Annotated in this window: 16 protein-coding genes; 10 read left to right on the top strand and 6 right to left on the bottom strand. The window is 72.7% G+C overall.

The genetic code is table 11. The annotated features are described in order from the left end of the window. Positions 1–2 precede the first annotated feature (2 nt). Positions 3–1,232 (bottom strand): MFS transporter, encoded by a 1,230-nt coding sequence (locus AB0C33_RS44665; RefSeq protein ID WP_358299766.1) that lies wholly within the window; start codon positions 1,230–1,232, stop codon positions 3–5. A gap of 58 nt (positions 1,233–1,290) precedes the next feature. On the opposite strand from AB0C33_RS44665, the gene AB0C33_RS44660 reads away from it, so the two are divergent. Then, entirely contained in the window at positions 1,291–2,274 is a 984-nt protein-coding gene (locus AB0C33_RS44660) for a winged helix-turn-helix domain-containing protein (protein WP_358299763.1), read from the top strand. Between the two features lie 98 nt (positions 2,275–2,372). After that, positions 2,373–2,609, top strand: coding sequence for a DUF6289 family protein (locus AB0C33_RS44655; RefSeq protein WP_358299760.1), 237 nt, complete (start codon positions 2,373–2,375; stop codon positions 2,607–2,609). A 31-nt stretch (positions 2,610–2,640) separates the two neighbouring features. Here the strand turns inward: AB0C33_RS44655 and AB0C33_RS44650 are convergent, their stop codons facing one another. Both AB0C33_RS44650 and AB0C33_RS44645 read right to left on the bottom strand, forming a co-directional pair. Beyond that, entirely contained in the window at positions 2,641–5,019 is a 2,379-nt protein-coding gene (locus tag AB0C33_RS44650; RefSeq protein ID WP_358299757.1) for a glycoside hydrolase family 65 protein, read from the bottom strand. After that, positions 5,016–5,780 carry a beta-phosphoglucomutase family hydrolase gene (locus AB0C33_RS44645; RefSeq protein WP_358299754.1) on the bottom strand — a complete coding sequence of 255 codons (765 nt, stop codon included), beginning with the start codon at positions 5,778–5,780 and terminating at the stop codon, positions 5,016–5,018. The genes AB0C33_RS44650 and AB0C33_RS44645 overlap by 4 nt, the downstream gene beginning before the upstream one ends. A 153-nt stretch (positions 5,781–5,933) precedes the next feature. Here AB0C33_RS44645 and AB0C33_RS44640 point away from each other — a divergent pair, with 153 nt between their 5' ends. Next, complete coding sequence (locus AB0C33_RS44640) at positions 5,934–6,158, top strand: 4-oxalocrotonate tautomerase family protein (protein ID WP_358299751.1); 225 nt, start codon at positions 5,934–5,936, stop codon at positions 6,156–6,158. Between the two features lie 29 nt (positions 6,159–6,187). On the opposite strand, the gene AB0C33_RS44635 is transcribed toward AB0C33_RS44640, so the two are convergent. Beyond that, entirely contained in the window at positions 6,188–6,712 is a 525-nt protein-coding gene (locus tag AB0C33_RS44635; RefSeq protein WP_358299748.1) for a helix-turn-helix transcriptional regulator, read from the bottom strand. 62 nt (positions 6,713–6,774) lie between these two features. On the opposite strand from AB0C33_RS44635, the gene AB0C33_RS44630 reads away from it, so the two are divergent. After that, entirely contained in the window at positions 6,775–7,533 is a 759-nt protein-coding gene (locus AB0C33_RS44630) for an alpha/beta hydrolase (RefSeq protein ID WP_358299745.1), read from the top strand. Positions 7,534–7,661: 128 nt separating this feature from the next. Here the strand turns inward: AB0C33_RS44630 and AB0C33_RS44625 are convergent, their stop codons facing one another. Beyond that, positions 7,662–8,063, bottom strand: a complete 402-nt coding sequence (locus tag AB0C33_RS44625) for a DUF6193 family natural product biosynthesis protein (protein ID WP_358299742.1) — start codon at positions 8,061–8,063, stop codon at positions 7,662–7,664. Here AB0C33_RS44625 and AB0C33_RS44620 point away from each other — a divergent pair. Further along, positions 8,062–8,502, top strand: coding sequence for a hypothetical protein (locus AB0C33_RS44620; RefSeq protein ID WP_358299739.1), 441 nt, complete (start codon positions 8,062–8,064; stop codon positions 8,500–8,502). The genes AB0C33_RS44625 and AB0C33_RS44620 overlap by 2 nt on opposite strands. Positions 8,503–8,628: 126 nt before the next feature. After that, positions 8,629–11,022 carry a cellulase family glycosylhydrolase gene (locus AB0C33_RS44615; RefSeq protein WP_358299736.1) on the top strand — a complete coding sequence of 798 codons (2,394 nt, stop codon included), beginning with the start codon at positions 8,629–8,631 and terminating at the stop codon, positions 11,020–11,022. A 31-nt stretch (positions 11,023–11,053) separates the two neighbouring features. Here the strand turns inward: AB0C33_RS44615 and AB0C33_RS44610 are convergent, their stop codons facing one another. Then, a complete protein-coding gene (locus AB0C33_RS44610; protein WP_358299733.1) occupies positions 11,054–11,992 on the bottom strand; it encodes an MBL fold metallo-hydrolase in 939 nt (312 codons plus the stop codon). Positions 11,993–12,067: 75 nt separating this feature from the next. Here AB0C33_RS44610 and AB0C33_RS44605 point away from each other — a divergent pair, with 75 nt between their 5' ends. From AB0C33_RS44605 to AB0C33_RS44590, 4 genes are all read left to right on the top strand, one after another. Next, entirely contained in the window at positions 12,068–12,739 is a 672-nt protein-coding gene (locus tag AB0C33_RS44605) for a TetR/AcrR family transcriptional regulator (protein ID WP_358299730.1), read from the top strand. A 100-nt stretch (positions 12,740–12,839) separates the two neighbouring features. Continuing rightward, a complete protein-coding gene (locus tag AB0C33_RS44600; protein WP_358299727.1) occupies positions 12,840–13,421 on the top strand; it encodes a DUF998 domain-containing protein in 582 nt (193 codons plus the stop codon). Further along, entirely contained in the window at positions 13,418–14,518 is a 1,101-nt protein-coding gene (locus AB0C33_RS44595; RefSeq protein WP_358299724.1) for a histidine kinase, read from the top strand. The genes AB0C33_RS44600 and AB0C33_RS44595 overlap by 4 nt, the downstream gene beginning before the upstream one ends. Beyond that, complete coding sequence (locus AB0C33_RS44590) at positions 14,515–15,177, top strand: response regulator transcription factor (protein ID WP_352364539.1); 663 nt, start codon at positions 14,515–14,517, stop codon at positions 15,175–15,177. Before AB0C33_RS44595 ends, AB0C33_RS44590 begins: the two co-directional genes overlap by 4 nt. Positions 15,178–15,540: the final 363 nt, after the last annotated feature.

Raw genomic sequence — 15,540 nt, 5'->3', positions numbered from 1 at the left:
TCCTATGGGCCGCTACGGGCACGGTGGTCCTGGGCGTGCGGGAGCCGGCGCACGGCGGCGGAGGCCAGCGGGAGGACGGCCGCCGCGGCGTAGACGAGACCGGCGGTCGCGGCCACCTGGAAGCCGTCGAACCTGTCGGCCAGCAGCCCCACGGCCAGCTGGCCGATGGGGATCGCGAGGTAGGACAGCAGGTCGTCGTAGGACGAGACGCGCGAGAGCACGTGTGCGGGAACGTGCTCCTGAAGGGAGGTCTCCCAGCTGACGGCGGCGGCCGAGGAGCCCAGTCCGGCGACGAAGGCGACCGCGATCAGCCAGGGGGCGTCCAGGCGCGCACCGAGCGCGAGCAGGGGGATCGCGCCGAGGGCGCTCATCAGCTGGCCCAGCCGCAGCAGGTGCCTGACCACCAGCCGGTAGATCAGCGCGCTCATGACCAGCATGCCGACGCCGCGGGCGCTGAGCACGAACCCCCACGTCTCCTCGCCGCTGAGCTGCCTGGTCATTACGGGTCCCAGGATCTGCCAGGCGCCGACCTGAACCAGGTTGACCACGCAGAAGCACGCGGACACCGTCCACACCCAGCGGATACGGCGGAACTCGCCCCAGCCGTCGCGGATGTCGGCCGCCATCCCGGAGGAGGGCCGCGGCGCGGCCGGCGCCGCGGGGAAGGACAGCCGGGCAAGGCATCCCGCGGCCAGGAGGTAGGTCAGTGCGTCGAAGGCGATGGCGGGGCCGCCGCCGACGGCGGCGACCGCGATCCCCGACAGGCTCGGCCCGAGGATCTTCGTGGCGTTCCGCACCGATCCCAGCAGCGCGTTCGCCTGCCGTATCCGGTCTTTGGCGACAAGCTGCGGCACGATGCCGCGCAGGGCCGGCGTGGTGAACGCGGCGAGAGTGCCGTTCAGGAACCCCAGCGCGGCCACCGGCAGCAGCGCGTACCTGCCGGTGAGCAGCAGCGCGGCGACGCCGCCCTGGGTGAGGGCCGAGCCCAGGTGGGCGGCCATCAGGACCGTCCGGCGCGGGAGGCGATCGGCCACGGCCCCGCCCACCAGGAGAAAGGCGAGCAGCGGAACCATGTAGGCGGTCAGGACGACGCCGAGGTCGCTGGTGTTGCCCGAGGCGTCCAGCACCCCGAACGCCAGCGCGACCGGCGCCATCGAACTGCCCAGCAGCGACACCGCCTGCGCGGAGAGGAACCAGCGGAAATCGGTCTGTCGCAGGAGGGCTGAGAGCATGGGCAGGAGTCTGCAGACATACCGGATCGCACACTATCGTTTCGGCAGGAGGCGAAAGATGACGCTGCTGCGGTTGAGCACCCTGGCCCTGTCGCGGTCGCGGTTCGCGCTGTCACCGCTCGCCGAGACGCTGGGATCGCTGATGGTGCTCGACAGGCCCTGCGCCGATCCGTGGCTGGCGTCCTGGCACGGCCGCCACCGCGGCGCGTTCCGCGCCGTCCTGGAGGCCGATCCTTTCGCCGAGGGCCTGGTCAGATTGCTGAGCTCGACCAAGTGGCTGCCGAGCCACGTGGTGCTTCCGCCGACGGGCGGCATGCGCACCACTTTGGACAGCGAGCTCGCGTCGGTCGCGCAGGTGCCCGACGAGGAGGTGCGCGCCGAGCTGACGGAGTCGGTGGCGCACAGCTGGAAGCAGCACGATCTGGCCTGGCTGACCGGACGCGGCTGGGCGGCCCGTACCGCCGACCTGCTCAGGTACGTGTGGGACGCTCATGTGGCCCCCGACTGGCCGCGCCGGCGGGCGCTGCTGGAACGCGACGTCACCTACCGGGCGGGGTTGCTGGCCGCCTACGGGTGGCCGCGCGCGCTGCGGCACATGAGCCGCCGCAGCGCCTGGGTCGGCGACGACGCCATCCGCTTCAGCGACCAGCCCTCCCCCGACCGGGTCGTCGGCGACGAGGGCATGCTGTTCGTCCCGGTCAGCGTGCTGAGCAGCGGCACGTGGCTGTGCGAGGCGCCGCCGACGTCGTACGCGCTGGTCTATCCGGCCCGCGGATCCGCCGACGGCACGGCCCGTTCCCCGCGCGCCCGGTCGCTGGAGCGGCTCATCGGCGCCGGTCGAGCGGCCATCCTGGACGAACTCGAACACCCCGCGACCAGCAGCGAGCTCGCCGCGCACCTCGGCCTGTCACTCGGCACCGTCGGCGGCCACCTGGCCGTCCTGCGCGACGCGGACCTCGTCGTCGGCACGCGGGCCGGCCGGCGGGTGGTCTATCGGCGCACCGAGACCGGTCACCTGCTCGCCGGCCAGGGAGAGGGCTGAGCGGGACGGGCTGGATGATCCCCTTGCGTTTTCATCCCACGCGACGGATCATTTCGTGCGCATCGTACCGTTTCCCTGCGAATCAGGAAGGACGATCCATGATCCGTCGCGTACTGGCCGTCGCGGTTCTGGCCGCCGCCACGCTCGCCACCGTCCCGGCCGCCGCGCAGGCCCTGCCTGCCTGCCCGGTCGGTTACCTGTGCAACACCCAGTACTTCTCCGACGCCGCGCGCACCAACCTGGTGGGCGTCAGGACGCAGTTCTGCGACCGTTCGGTCTCGACCTGGGGCACGCTCAGCGGCTACGTCACCTGGTCCTCCAGCCCCTGCAACTGATGACAGGCCTCCGGCACAGGGCCAGGCAGCCTTAGCCACTCGCCCTCCTGCCGGAGGTTCGGGGACGGCGTGGGCTCGGTTCGCGGCCGGGCGGCTGGTGGATCCGCTGCTCCGGCGCCGGTCGCGACGGGTTGGGCCGGGTGACCTCCGTCCCGTCCAGGAGGAGCTGCTCCCCGTGGTGGGTCACCGTGATCGACGGCCCCCGCAGCAGCCGGTAGACCGTCGCCTCCGGGGCGACGCCGACGCTCAGCAGGCTGCCGCGGTAACGCAGCCGGAAGGCGAGCCGGGTGATGCCGGGAGGCAGTGACGGGGCGAAGCAGATCCGTCCCCGGCCCGCGCGCATCCCGCCGAAGCCCGAGACGAGGGCGATCCACGCCCCGGCCAGCGAGGCCATGTGCACGCCGTCCATGGTGTTCTTCTCCAGATCCGCCAGGTCCATCAGCGCCGCCTCGCCGAGATAGCGATAGGCGAGCTCCAGATGGCCCACCTCGGCGGCGATCACCGCCTGGGTGCAGGCCGACAGGGACGAGTCCCGTACGGTCAGCGCCTCGTAGTAGGCGAAGTTGCGGGACTTCTGCTCCGGGGTGAAGGCGTCCCCGCGCAGATGCATGGCCAGCACCAGGTCCGCCTGCTTGACCACCTGCTTGCGGTAGAGGTCGAAGTACGGGAAGTGCAGCAGCAGCGGATACTGGTCGGGCCTGGTGGCCGCGAAGTCCCAGGCCGCGTGCTGGGTGAAGCCCTCGCACTGCGGGTGGACCCCCAGCCGATCGTCGTAGGGCACCGACATCGCCTCCGCCGCGTCCCGCCAGCGGCGGATCTCCTCGGCGGTGACCTGGAGCCGTTCCGCCGGGCCCGGATGGCGGTCCGCGGCCTCGGCCGCCGCGCGGAGGTTCTGCTGGGCCATCAGGTTCGTGTACACGTTGTCGTCGACCACGGCGGTGTACTCGTCGGGTCCGGTCACACCGTCGATGCGGTAGCGCCCGGCCGGGTCGTGGTGGCCGAGGGCGCACCACAGCCGGGCCGTCTCGACCAGCAGCGGCAGGCCGGTCCGCTGTTCGAGCGACAGGTCCTGGCTGGCGTCCACGTACTGGATCGCGGCGTGCGCGATGTCGGCGTTGACGTGGAAGGCCGCGGCTCCGGCGGGCCAGTAGCCGGAGCACTCCTCGCCGTGGATGGTCCGCCAGGGGAAGGCGGTGCCGTGCAGGCCGAGCTGCTTCGCGCGCTCGCGGGCCAGCGGGATCGTGGTCCGCCGCCAGCACAGCGCGTCCGCGACGGCCGCGGGATGCGTGTAGGTGAGCACCGGCAGCACGAAGATCTCGGTGTCCCAGAAGGCGTGCCCGTCGTAGCCGGAGCCGGTCAGGCCCTTGGCCGGGATGGCGCGTTCCTCCAGGCGCGCGGCCGACTGCAGCAGATGGAACAGCCCGAAACGCACCGCCTGCTGCACCTCGGCGTCGCCCTCCACCTCGACGTCCGCGCCTTCCCAGAAGTCGTCGAGGTAGCGTCGCTGGTCGGCGTGCAGGCCGTCCCAGCCGTCCAGGCGGGCGGAGGCCAGCGCGGCGGCCACCTGGTCGTGCAGCGCGGCCCGCGAGCGCTGCGCCGACCATCCGTAGGAGAAGAACTTGACCAGCCGCAGTGTCTGGCCGGGCGACAGGCGGGTGGCCACGGTCAGCCGGCTGACGTCGTCGCTGCCCTGCGCCTCGATCCGGGTGCCGTCCGGCCCGTCGATCTCGTGGCACATCCCGGCGGCCACGCGCAGGCCGCTGGCCCGGGTGCGGTGGACCATGATCGCCGTTCCGTCGCTGCTCGGGACGTTCTCCTCCGCGACCAGCGGCGCGTGCAACGGGGCGGCGGCGCGCGGGTCGGCGCCCTCGTAGGTCTGAGTCTCGTTGGCGATCAGCTCCGACTGGAGGACCACGCGCAACGGCCGCTCGACGGCCTCGACCTCGTACAGGATCGCGGCGACCGCGCGGTGGGTGAAGGACACCAGCCGGGTGGACGTGATCCGGACCGGGGCCCCGGTCGGGGAGCTCCAGTGCGCCGTGCGCGTCAGGGTGCCGGCGCGCAGGTCGAGGACCCGTTCGTGCTGGTGGAGCGTCCCGTACCGCAGGTCGAACGGCTCGTCGCCGACCAGCAGCCGGATCACCTTGCCGTTGGTGACGTTCACCACGGTCTGTCCGGATTCCGGGTACCCGTAGCCCGCCTCCGCGTACGGCAGCGGCCGCACCTCGTAGAACCCGTTGAGGTACGTGCCCGGCGCCCCGTGCGGCTCGCCCTCGTCCAGGTTGCCGCGCAGCCCGATATGACCGTTGGACAGCGCGAACACCGACTCGGTCTGCGCCAGCACCCGCAGGTCGAGATGCCGCTCCCGGACCGCCCACGGCTCGACGGAGAACGCCGGATGCCGGATCATCCGGCCTCCCGGGACGGCGCGCCCCGCTCCAGCAGGTCGGCCAGGTCGGTGACCACGACGTCGGCGCCGTGGTCGCGCAACGCGTCCGCCTGCCCCGCCCGGTCCACGCCGACGACGTAGCCGAACCTTCCCGCCCGGCCGGCGGCGACTCCGGCCAGGGCGTCCTCGAACACCGCCGCCTCCGGCGCCCGCACCCCCAGCGCCTCGGCGCCCGCCAGGTACATGTCCGGAGCCGGCTTGCCGGCGAGCCGGCGGTCCCGGGCCACGACGCCGTCGATCCGGGCCTCGAACTGCCCGGCGAGCCCGGCGGCGGCGAGGACCTGCTCGGTGTTGGCGCTGGAGGACACCACCGCGCGGCGCAGCCCCGCGTCCCGGACCGCGGCCAGGTAGCGGACGGAGCCGGGGAACACGTCCACGCCGTCCCGGTCGATGATGGCCTGCACCAGGGCGTTCTTGCGGTTGCTCAGGCCGTACACGGTCATCGTGCCGGGCGAGTCGTCCGGCGTCCCCTCGGGCAGGCTGATGCCTCGGGCGTCCAGGAAGCCGCGCGCGCCGTCCGCCCGTTTCTTGCCGTCGACGTAGCGGTCGTAGTCGGCGCCCGCGTCGAAGGGGACGAACGCGGCCCCGGTCTGTTCGCTCCAGGCCCGCAGGAAGTCGTCGAACATCGACTTCCAGGCCCTGGCGTGCACGGTGGCGGTGCGCGTCAGCACGCCGTCCATGTCGAACAGGCACCCTCGAATCCCCTCAGGCAGCCCCAGCATGGATCCCCCGTTCGCCCTCACACCAGCTCCCACCTGCGCATACCCGCCGCCTGCGCCCCTCACCCGCGCCGACACCCAGGCGGCGTTTGCCCACTTCGCCCAGGGGCATGTCGGCTGGACGGCGTGAGGTGCCATCGGGGGGAAGGGGAACCCATGCCACTGGTCAACGTGAAGGTGATCGAGGGTGTCTTCAGCGCCACCCAGAAGGCCGAGATGGTGCGGAAGCTGACCGACGCGATCGTCGCCATCGAGGGTGAGCACATGCGTCCCCTGACCTTGGTCGTGATCGAGGAGATCAAGAGCGGCGACTGGGGGGTGGCGGGACAGCCGGTGACGGCCGCGGAGGTGAAGGCGCTGGCCTCGGGCGGGCCCGGATGACGTCCTTGGGACGGTACGCGTCCCGCGCTCTAGACGCCCAGCGTTGCCAGGGTCTCCCGTAGCCAGCCGATCTCGGTCCTGCTGGTGGCGGTGGCGATCGTGAACAGGCCCTTGCGGAACGGGTCGTCGAAGTCGGCGGCCCGCAGGGGCCGGTCGCCGTCCCAGAAGAAGCTGGCCGGTTCGGTGAGGAAGGTCAGTCTGCGTCGCAGCACACCCGCCTGGAGCGCGGGGTCGTCGAGGTGGCGCAGGAACGCCAGCATCGTGAACCAGCGGTTCTCGTCGGTGATGAACGGCTCGTCCGGCTCGGCGAGCCGCCGCCGGAGCTCGGCGCGCCCGGCGTCGGTGAGGGTGAGCACGTGCCTGGGTGCGGCCTGGGCGCCGGGCTGCAGGTCGCGTTGGAGCAGGCCGTCGCGCTCCAGACGTTTGATCGCCGGGTAGAGGGTGCCGTCGGCGATGGGCCGGACGTGGCCGGTCAGCGCGGCGACGCGTTTGCGCAGCTCGTATCCGTGGAGCGGTTCGTCGTAGAGGAAGCCCAGGATCGACAGCTCAATCATGCCGCTATGCTATCTCGATGTCTTGGTACATCGATATCGAGGTATATCGGGAGGGGATGGTCATGAGGGACGCGCAGGTGCTGCCGGACGGGAGCCGCATCCGCTGGGCCGAGGTGGCCGGCCGTGAGCCGGTCCGCGTCTACGTGCATGGGCTGGGCGCGGCGGCGGCGCCGTACTTCCTGGAGGTCGCGAGCCGCCCCGAGCTGGCCGGACACCGGAGCCTGTTCGTGGACCTGCTGGGGTTCGGCACCAGCGACCGGCCCACCGCGTTCGGCTACACCATGGAGGAGCACGCGGACGCGCTCGCGGCCGCATTGCGGGCGGCGGACGTGCGCGCGGCGCAGGTGGTCGCGCACAGCATGGGCGGGACGGTCGCGGTGCACCTGGCCGAGCGGCATCCGGAGCTGGTGGCCGAGCTGGTGCTGGTGGACGCCAATCTGGACCCGGCCGAACCCGCGCCGCGGCCGGGCAGCTCGGGCATCGCCGCCTACACCGAGGCGGACTTCGTCCGGCACGGCTGGGAGGAGACGCTGACCCGGGTCGGGCCGCACTGGGCGGCCACGATGAGGCTCGCCGGACGGGAGGCGCTGCACCGGAGCGCGGTCCACCTGGCGCGCGCGGATGTGCGGGAACGGCTGCGGAGGCTGCCGATCCCGCGCGCCTACCTCTACCCGGAGGCGGACGGCGAGCTCGGCGGGGCGGCCGAGCTGGCGGCCTCCGGGGTGCGGCTGGTCGCCGTCCCGGACACCGGCCACAACATCATGATCGACAACGTGGACGGATTCGCCAGGGAGGTGAGCGGCCTCCTCGCCGGCCGGTGAACAGGCCGGCCCGTCGTCCCGCCACGCAGGAAGGCCGAGGGCTGCCGTCGGCGTTCCTCGCCTGGCCGTCAGCCGTCGACGGCGGAGGTAGGTGACGGAACCGCGCACGAGGCGGTTCGGCGGCGGGTTCATTCCTCGGCGGCCGACCGGATCCGGGCATCGTCCTCGTAGGCGGCGAGTTCCGCGGGCGTGCCGGCGAAGGCGGGACCACAGCCGGGCGGAAGGTGTTCGACGACGACGGCGATCGCCTCCTCGGCGGTCGCGGCGGGCCCGATCGACTGGGTGCGGAGGGGGCCACAGATCCGGTAGCCGCCGCCGATGGCGGGCTGGACGTAGGGGATGTCCCAGGTCCATCGCTTGCCGGTGCAACGGCTGAAGTGGAGTTCTCCCATGCCGGTCCAGGGGAAGAGCTGTCGCAGCCGGGGCTCGGCGTAGGCGGCTTCGGCCAATTCCTTGCGTACGTGGCCGTCGTCGCGGATGTCCCGCCAGGCGGCCTCGACCAGGTCATGCGCTGTCGCATCGGCGCTCATGGCGACATCCTCCTGTTACTCCCAGCTCCAGGTCCAGCTCGCCGCCGACTGGATCAGCGCCAAGGACGAACTGCCGATCCGCACCCAGGTCGTCCAGGCGTGGAGCGGCGTGGTCATGGGCCAGACAGGCATCGGTGCGGCCTACTGGGCCATGCCGAACGACGCCGACGAGAAGCAGCTCGACGAGCAGGGGCGTCGCTTCGACATGCAGCGGCTGTGCCTGTCCGGCGTGACGCTCAAGGCCCTGGGCGCGAAATCCAAGAACTGGAAGGCCACGCTGAAAGCCGAGGAGCCCACGCCGAAGGACAAGCGCTGGCGCGACCGCTTCAGCAAGGACAAGCTCAGCGCCAACGATCTCCACTGGTTCACGCAGGGCTACACCAAGGGCACTCCGGGCGCGTGCAACACCTGGAAGGCGCCGGAGTCCAAGGTCGCGTGACGTACTCCTCCGCCGCCTTCTCCCAGGCGGCGGGATTCACGGCGCACCACGCCGAGCGCGGCCGCGTGCTGTCGCGGATCTTGGCTCTTCATTTGTGAGCGATGCTCATGTATGGTCGCCGTCACTATGAGGAACCGCTGGTTGTCGCCGATCGCCGTCGTGGTACTGGCCGCCGTCATCGCGCTGGGAGCGGTGTTCGACCCCTCGGGGCTGGCCGCGCCGTACACCTGGACCGGGGCCGATCTGCTGCCCGTCGCGGGGCTCTGGCAGGTGGCCGCGCCGGCCGTCTACGTGCCGCTGCTGCTGGCGGGGGTCGGAGCGCTGACCTGGGCGGTCGCCCGGGGACGTGCCCCGCTGCGTACGGCGCTGCTGGTGTGGGGTTCGGTGGTGTGGTCGGCGATGGCGGCGAAGCTGCTGATGTCGCTGGCGATGACCTTCGATGACGTGCTCTACCTGGTGTGGTCGACCGGCTTCACCGGCGTCAAGGCGGCGGTCTTCGGCCTGCCGGTGGCGGCGGCCGCCTGGCTCGCCCAGCTTCTGCACCGCCGCCTCGTCCCGCCTTCTCCCACGTCGGCGTCCGCGGGGCCCGCCGAGAGCTCGGCGCCGGGATGGGTTGCGGCGGGAGTGGCCGTGGTCCTGGCCGCGTCGGTCGGCGGGGTGTGGTGGGGCGGCTCGCCCGTCGGCTATGCCATCGGCGACTCCCCGCTGGCCCCCGCGCCCGAGGCGGGACCGCTGGGCTGCCTGGCCGCCGTCGCTCTGCTCGGCGTGCTGACCTGGGCGTCGCACCGCCGGCTCAGCGCCACCACCTCGCCCAGGGCCGTCGTGGCTGGCCTCTCCGCGCTGGGGGCGGCCGGGACGCTGGGCCTGGTCGAGGTGGCCGTCGGGATCCCCGGCGACCTGGCGGGCGGCGGCCTGTTCTGGGCGCCGGCGATCATGCTTCGCCTCGCCCCCGCGCTCTCCTTCGGCGCCCTGCTCGCCCTGGCGACGGCACTGCTCGTCGCCCTCCTCGACGCCACCCGTCCGGCGCGCAGGGGCGTCGCCCCGGCCGCGCGGATCCCGATGGCGGTCGTCGTGGCCGCGGCGGCGCTCGCCTTACCGCTCCTGCAACCCGGCGCCACGACCGCGCAGCCGCCGCGCACCCCGGGGCTGACGCTCTCGGCCGACCGCAGGATCGTCGACGCCGACGGCAACGAGGTGCTGCTGCGTGGCGTGAACGTCAACCAGCTCGAAGACTATTTCCAGCAATTTCAGGACAAAGCGGTGACGCGACCGCTCACCGAGGCCGACTTCGCCGGCATGGCGCGGATGGGCTTCAACGTCGTCCGCCTCGCCCTGTCCTGGTCGGCGCTGGAACCCCGGCCCGGCCACTATGACCCGGCCTACCTCGCCAAGATCTCCTGGGCCGTCGAGACCGCCGCCCGGCACGGCCTGCGCACGGTCATCGACATGCACCAGGACGCGTGGGGAAAGGGCGTCGCCGCCGCCCCCGGCACCACCTGCGCCAACGGTTCCCCGATGCACGGCTGGGACGGCGCCCCCACCTGGGCCGACCGCTTCGACGGCGCCCCCAGGTGCGAGTTCACCGGACGCGACATCTCCCCGGCCGTCGCCCGCGCCTTCACCAACTTCTACCAGGACCGGGACGGCATCCAGACCCGCCTGGTGGCCGCCTGGGGCATGCTGGCGGAGCGGTTCGCGAACGAGCCGATGGTCGCCGGATACGACCTGCTGAACGAGCCCGGCTTCGGCGAGGCGCCACCGATCACCTCCGGCGTCCTGCTCGGCCGCTACTACGACCGGGCGATCAAGGCCATCCGGGCGGGCGAGCGGCGCGGCTTCCCCCACCTGGTCTTCTTCGAGCCGTCCGTGCTCTGGTCGGGTCTCGGCTTCGAGGTCCCGGTGCCCAAGGACTTCACCGACGACCGGCTGCTCGTCTTCGCTCCCCACCTCTACAACGAGTCGATCACCATCGAGCAGGGCACCGGCCTCACCGTCACGAGCATCGAGCGCGGTTTCGAGCTGGCGAGCCGGGCGGCGAAGTACTACGGCGCCGGGCTCTGGTCGGGCGAGTGGGGCTGGTTCGGCGACCCCGCCGCCGCCCCGATCGGGAGATACACCGACCAGGAGGACCGGCACCGCATCGGAGGCGCGTTCTGGGTCTGGAAGCAGTCCTGCGGCGACGCCCACGCCAGTGCCGGCGCCGAGACCGGCGGCAACCTCATGATCGAGGACTGCGCCACCGGAAAGGACCTGCCTCCGCCCGCCGAGTACGTCGCCGAGCTCTCACGTCCCTACCCCCGCTCCGCCCCCGGCCGCCTGACCGGCCTGACGTCGGACCGCGCGAGCCTCACGGCCCGGGGCGAGGGCAGCGGGTGCGGGCTCGACGTCTGGTTCCCGGGCGACGTGCGGCCGTCCGTCCGCGGCACCGGGCTCAGCGGCGTCGCCGTCCGGCAGGCGCCGGGCGGCTGGCGCATCACCGGCTGCACGTCGGGCTCCTACAGCGTGACGGCGGACGCGTAGCGCTCCCCCGGCGGGGGCACGACCGCTCACGTCACCGGTGTTCGCCGGCGTAGAAGGCGCGGGCGGCGAAGCCGATCCACTCGGGGCGTTCCCAGGTGGTCCAGCGGGCGCGCGCCTGTTCGTCGATCCGCGCGGCCGTCTCGTCGGCGGAGGCTCCGGCCGCGCGCAGCCGTGCGACCTCGCCGTGCACGTAGTCGAGGTAGTCGCGGACGTCGCGGATCAAGGAGACGCCGCCCACCTCCCCGTGGCCGGGCACGACGATCTCGGGCGCGCCGGCGATCAGGTCGTCGAGCACGCCGATCCAGCCGGGGCCGTCCACGTCCACGTCGTACGGCGGGAAGTAGGGCGCGATCGGGAAGATGCGGGTCTCGATCAGGTCGCCGCCGAACAGCACCCGGTCGTCGATGACGACGACCTGGTCGGAGCCCGTGTGCGCGGGCCCGACCGCCCGCAGCGCCGCCTTGCGCCCGCCCAGGTCGATCTCGGCCCGGCCCTCGTAGACCAGGTCGGGGTCGACGAGCTCGACGCCTTCGAGCTCGGCCGCCGCGGCGGCGCTCAGCCCCTTGAACATCTCGACGTAGGCGGCGCCCTTTCGGTGCAGCTCCGCGCGCTGGGCGGCGTTGTAGACGATCGTCGCGGCGCCCTTGAACGCCTGTGCCCCGAATCCGTGCTCGGGGTGGAAATGCGTGATGGTCAGGTACAGCCGCCGGTCGCCGGCCAGGCGCCGGGCCTGCTCCAGGACACGGTCGCCGTTGCGGGGGCCCATGCCGGTGTCGACGACCAGCGCGGCGTGCTCGCCCACGACGATGCCGACGTTCGGGACGAGCTCGACACGGTTGTCGGGGATGACGTACACGCCGTCGGAGACCTCGACGGGCTCGCCGCGCACGACCGGCGGCGGGCTCGTCCGCACGTCGGGAAGGTCGGTCAGGTCAGGGGACGGGTTCGGCGTCACATCGGCGGGGCACATGATCCGGCTCCAATCTGAACACTGTTGAGATGCTGGCGAGCGTAGCAGAGATCTGATCAGTGTTAAGATCGGGCGATGGCGAAAGGGCGATACCACCACGGTGACCTGCGCAGCGCGCTGCTCGACGCCGCCGAGGCTCTCGTGCGTGAGCGCGGCGCCGACGGCTGGTCCCTGCGCGAGGCCTCGGCCCGCGTCGGCGTCAGCCCCAGCGCCGCCTACCACCACTTCGCCTCCCGCGACACGCTGGTGCGCGCCCTGTCCGAGCGCACGCTCGCCTGGCTCGGGGAACGCCTGCGGCTGGAATGCGAGCGCGCACCCGGGCAGGCCGACGACCCGCAGCTGCGGCTGATCGCCCTGGGGTGCGGCTATGTGCGCTGGTCGCTCGACGACCCGGCCGTCGCCCGGCTCGTGCTGCGCGGCGGCGCCACCGCCCCCGACTCCGCCATCTCCCCCCACCCGCACGACGTCCTCACCGCGGAGCTCGACCGGCTCGCCGCGGCCGGCGGCCTGCCGGAGCCCGCCCTTGAGGGGGCGGAGTTCGTGGTCTGGGCCGCGCTGCACGGGCTGGCCGTGCTGCTGGCCGATGGCCTGGTGCACTTCGACGACCCGCGCGCGGTCGATCTCCAGACCACGCGCGTGGTCCGTACCACGCTCAACGGCCTGGCCCAGGAGGCGTCGCACGCGGCGGGCCGTCCCGCGGGGCGCTCGGCGCACACCGAGCGCCTGGCCCGCCGCTCTCCCGGCTGACCCCTGCAAGGGGTGCATGCGCGTACACCGATCGGTGTACGCGCAGGTGTCTGCGCATGGACGACGCCGGGCACCAGAGGCCGCTCATAACGTCTGGGCCATGAAGAAGACAGTTCTCGCCGGTGTCGGCATCGGCGTCGCGGCATTCGCCGTCTCGGACGTGGTCAACAGGGAAATGAGCCCGATCGGCGAGACGATCAGCAGGTTCGTCAACACGGGGGCCGGTTGGCTGGTGCCGCTCGGGCTGGTCGCCCTCGCGCTCGGCGCGGCGGCGCTGACGGTGGCGGTGGCTCGTACCCGCACCAGCCGCGCGGGCACCTGGCTGCTGGGCGTCTGGTCGCTGGGGCTGCTGCTGGCCGCGATCTTCCCCGCCGACCCGCCGGGGCGGTGGGACGACCCGTCGGTCTCGGAGAGCGTGCACGGCTTCTCCGCCTGGGCGGCCTTCGCCGCCTTCACCGCCGCCGCCGTGGTGCTGACCAGGGCGTGGCCGCAGGACGGCCTGCTCACCGGTGCGACCGTGGCCCTGGTGTCTGGAATGATCCTGTTTGTGGTCACTCTTGTCGATGTCATGGTCTCCCGGTCACTTCCTCCCGTTGTGGGACTGACCGAGCGCATCGCCATCGCCGCCGCCCTCGGCTGGATGACGCTGGCCGCCGTCCGTCTGCCCCGCACCGGCCGATGATCTCCGCTGTCCTGGCCGTCGTGCTGCCGGGAGTGCTCACGACCATCGCCGTCCTGACCGGGACGGCGGCGGTCGGGGCTCCGATCGGCTGGCCGGTGGTCACGATGGCGCTGCTGCTCGGCGGGTTGCTGGTGGCGCGCCGGCGTCGGCCGGTCGGCGTCCTGCTGGCCTCGGCGCTGGTGCTGGTCGCCTTCCAGGGAGCGGGGCTGTTCGAAGGCGGCTGGGTGTGGCCGCTGACCGCGGCCGCCTACACCGTGGCCGCGGCCGGGCGGACCCGCTGGGCCGCCGGCGTGGGAGTGTTCCTGCTGCTGTACGCGCCGGCCTGGGACTGGGCCGTCGCGGGCGGCTCGCCCGCCCGCGCGCTGGCCTCCGGCGGCGCCGAGGTGCTCTGGCTGGCGCTGGTGCTGGCGGTCGGCAACGCCCGCCACCTACAGGCGCGCTGGCGGGCGCAACTGGAGCAGGCACGCGAGGCGGACGCCCGCCGCCGGCTCGCCGAACAGCGGCTGGAGATCTCCCGCGAGCTGCACGACATCATCGCCCACACCTTGGCCGTGGTCGGCGTGCATCTCAACGTGGCCGCCGACGCGCTGGACGACTCTCCCGAGGAGACGCGCGCGGCCCTGCGCACCGCGATGGACGTGCGCGGCAAGGCCATGGCCGACCTGCGCTCGCTCATCGGCGTGCTGCGGATCGACGGTGACGCCGCCCCGCAGCCGGACCTGGGCGGCATCGCCGATCTCGTCTCCGCCGCCCGGGCCACCGGCCTGGAGGTGGAGCTGCACGAGGAGGGCGATGCCGCCACGGTCACCGGCCCGCAGGCCGTCGCGGCCCACCGGCTCGTCCAGGAGGCGCTGACCAACACCATCAAACACGCCGACGCCACCCGGGTGTCGGTGCGGCTGCGGTATGCGAGCGACGCGGTGACGGTCGAGGTGGCCGACGACGGCCGCGGCGCGACCGCCCCGGCCGATGGCGTCCTGGCCGGGGGCCACGGACTGACCGGCATGCGCGAACGTGTCACCACCCTGGGCGGCACGCTGAGCATCGAAGGGAGCGAGGGGTTCGCCGTGCGCGCGATCATCCCCATGGCAACATGACGATCAAGGTGCTGCTCGCCGACGACCAGGCCCTCGTCCGGGCCGGTTTCCGCAGCCTGCTCAACCGCTCCAAGGACCTGACCGTGGTCGGCGAGGCCGCCACGGGCGACGAGGCCGTCCGGCAGGCGCGCGCCACCGAGCCCGACGTGATCCTCATGGACATCCGCATGCCGGGGATGGACGGCATCGAGGCCACCCACCGGGTGCTGGCCGAACGCCCGGGGACCAAGGTCATCATCCTGACCACGTTCGACACCGACGACCACGTCTTCGCCGCGCTGCGCGCCGGCGCCAGCGGGTTCCTCACCAAGGAGGTCGAACCGGCCGAGCTGCGCCACGCCGTGGCCGTGGTGGCCGCGGGCGAGGCGCTGCTGTCGCCGAGCGTCACCCGGCGAGTCGTCCAGCAGTTCGCTCACCGGCCCGCCCCGCTGAGCGGCGACCGGCTCACCGCGCTCGCCGTGCTCACCGATCGCGAACGCGAGGTCGTCCGTCTGGTGGCGGAGGGGCTGTCCAACGACCAGATCGCCGCCCGGCTCGTGATCAGCCCGCTGACCGCCAAGACGCACATCACCCGCGCCCTGATGAAACTCGGCGTCCGAGACCGGGTGCAGCTGGTCATCCTCGCCTACGAGACCGGCCTGGTGCAGCCGGGCTCCTGATCGCGGCCTCCGCCGAAGGCGGCGGCCGCGACCCGGCCAACTGGTGAGGCATTCCCGGGAGCGTCGTGCAACAGTAGGGCCTCCGTCCTGATCGTTGGTTTCGTGGAAGATTTCGACGAGTTCGTCCGAGCACGGGGGGACGCGCTCCTTCGGTACGGCTACGTGCTGACAGGCAACTCCGAGGACGCGGCCGATCTCGTGCGGGAGGCGCTGGCCCGCCTGGGGACGCCTGGCCACGGGTGCGCAGGAAGTTGTGGCCCCAGGCCGTCGTCAAGGTGCCGATGAAGGACTCGGAGGGGCGGCGCATGCATCCGGTGACCGGCCTGAGCGCGACGGAGGTGCTGCTGGTCGCGGAGTCGGCGT

The sequence above is a fragment of the Nonomuraea sp. NPDC048881 genome, from assembly GCF_040649795.1.
Classification (GTDB): domain Bacteria; phylum Actinomycetota; class Actinomycetes; order Streptosporangiales; family Streptosporangiaceae; genus Nonomuraea.
The sequence above is the reverse complement of the archived record's forward strand: the minus strand, read 5'-3'. Positions and strand labels throughout refer to the sequence as shown.

Bases quoted from the DNA above. Each gene is read 5' to 3' on its own strand.
- AB0C33_RS44600 (WP_358299727.1), top strand. From the start codon at position 12,840: ATGAAGAAGACAGTTCTCGCCGGTGTCGGCATCGGCGTCGCGGCATTC.
- AB0C33_RS44660 (WP_358299763.1), top strand. From the start codon at position 1,291: ATGACGCTGCTGCGGTTGAGCACCCTGGCCCTGTCGCGGTCGCGGTTC.
- AB0C33_RS44650 (WP_358299757.1), bottom strand. From the start codon at position 5,019: ATGATCCGGCATCCGGCGTTCTCCGTCGAGCCGTGGGCGGTCCGGGAG.
- AB0C33_RS44595 (WP_358299724.1), top strand. From the start codon at position 13,418: ATGATCTCCGCTGTCCTGGCCGTCGTGCTGCCGGGAGTGCTCACGACC.
- AB0C33_RS44590 (WP_352364539.1), top strand. From the start codon at position 14,515: ATGACGATCAAGGTGCTGCTCGCCGACGACCAGGCCCTCGTCCGGGCC.
- AB0C33_RS44630 (WP_358299745.1), top strand. From the start codon at position 6,775: ATGAGGGACGCGCAGGTGCTGCCGGACGGGAGCCGCATCCGCTGGGCC.
- AB0C33_RS44615 (WP_358299736.1), top strand. From the start codon at position 8,629: ATGAGGAACCGCTGGTTGTCGCCGATCGCCGTCGTGGTACTGGCCGCC.
- AB0C33_RS44640 (WP_358299751.1), top strand. From the start codon at position 5,934: ATGCCACTGGTCAACGTGAAGGTGATCGAGGGTGTCTTCAGCGCCACC.
- AB0C33_RS44665 (WP_358299766.1), bottom strand. From the start codon at position 1,232: ATGCTCTCAGCCCTCCTGCGACAGACCGATTTCCGCTGGTTCCTCTCC.
- AB0C33_RS44655 (WP_358299760.1), top strand. From the start codon at position 2,373: ATGATCCGTCGCGTACTGGCCGTCGCGGTTCTGGCCGCCGCCACGCTC.
- AB0C33_RS44605 (WP_358299730.1), top strand. From the start codon at position 12,068: ATGGCGAAAGGGCGATACCACCACGGTGACCTGCGCAGCGCGCTGCTC.
- AB0C33_RS44610 (WP_358299733.1), bottom strand. From the start codon at position 11,992: ATGTGCCCCGCCGATGTGACGCCGAACCCGTCCCCTGACCTGACCGAC.
- AB0C33_RS44625 (WP_358299742.1), bottom strand. From the start codon at position 8,063: ATGAGCGCCGATGCGACAGCGCATGACCTGGTCGAGGCCGCCTGGCGG.
- AB0C33_RS44635 (WP_358299748.1), bottom strand. From the start codon at position 6,712: ATGATTGAGCTGTCGATCCTGGGCTTCCTCTACGACGAACCGCTCCAC.
- AB0C33_RS44620 (WP_358299739.1), top strand. From the start codon at position 8,062: ATGGCGACATCCTCCTGTTACTCCCAGCTCCAGGTCCAGCTCGCCGCC.
- AB0C33_RS44645 (WP_358299754.1), bottom strand. From the start codon at position 5,780: ATGCTGGGGCTGCCTGAGGGGATTCGAGGGTGCCTGTTCGACATGGAC.